Annotated in this window: 1 protein-coding gene; it reads left to right on the top strand. The window is 69.0% G+C overall.

Going from position 1 to position 822, the window contains the following annotated elements; all coding sequences use genetic code 11:
* Positions 1-21: 21 nt before the first annotated feature.
* Positions 22-822 (top strand): FAD-dependent oxidoreductase (locus tag EOD07_RS36105; RefSeq protein WP_164772937.1); only part of this gene is annotated, 801 nt, incomplete at its 3' end.

Genomic DNA, 822 nt, shown 5'->3' with positions numbered 1-822 from the left:
GTTCCAACGCCGAGGTGATCTTTGCCCGCAGCCTTTCCCGATCCGGTCTGGCGAAAGCCCCACGCAGCTCCGGCATTTCAGTCCGAGTTGTCGTCCGGCACGCTCGACGCGGTCATCGTGGGCAGCGGCATCATGGGCCTTTCGACGGCGCTGCATGCGGCGCGCGCGGGCCTTTCCGTCCAGGTGCTTGACGCCGGCGCGGTCGGGCAGGGCGCTTCGGGCCTCAATGGCGGCCAGGTTATTCCCGGCCTCAAATATGATCCCGAATGGCTGCTCGAGCACCTCGGCAAGGAGCGCGGCGAAGCCCTGGTCGACTTCGCCGCCGCGACAGCTGACGCCGTGTTCGATGTGATCCGCGACGAGAAGCTGGCCGTGCCGGTCACGCGCAATGGCTGGATCCAGGCCGCGCACACCGAAACCGCCCTGCAGGCAGCCGCCAACCGCGACCGCCAATGGCGCTCGCGCGGCGCCGATGTCGAACTGCTCGACAAGGCGGGGATCGCGGCGATGACCGGCGCCAAAGGCTATCTCGGCGGCTGGCTCGACCGCCGCGCCGGCGTCATCGATCCACTTTCCTACACGATGGAATTGGCGCGCGTCGCCGCGGCCGCCGGCGCCAAGATCGCCGAGCAGCAGCGGGTGGTGAAGCTCACTAAAGAGGCCGACGCCTGGCGGGTTGCGACGCAAGGCGGCGCCGAGTTGCGCACCAGATCGGTCGTGCTCGCCACCAACGCCTATACGGACGGGCTGTTGCCCGGGCTTGCCCAGACGATCGTGCCGCTGCATTCCTTCCAGATCGCCACCGCGCCGCTGCGGGCCGGC

This window comes from Mesorhizobium sp. M2C.T.Ca.TU.002.02.1.1, assembly GCF_003997225.1.
The sequence above is the reverse complement of the archived record's forward strand: the minus strand, read 5'-3'. Positions and strand labels throughout refer to the sequence as shown.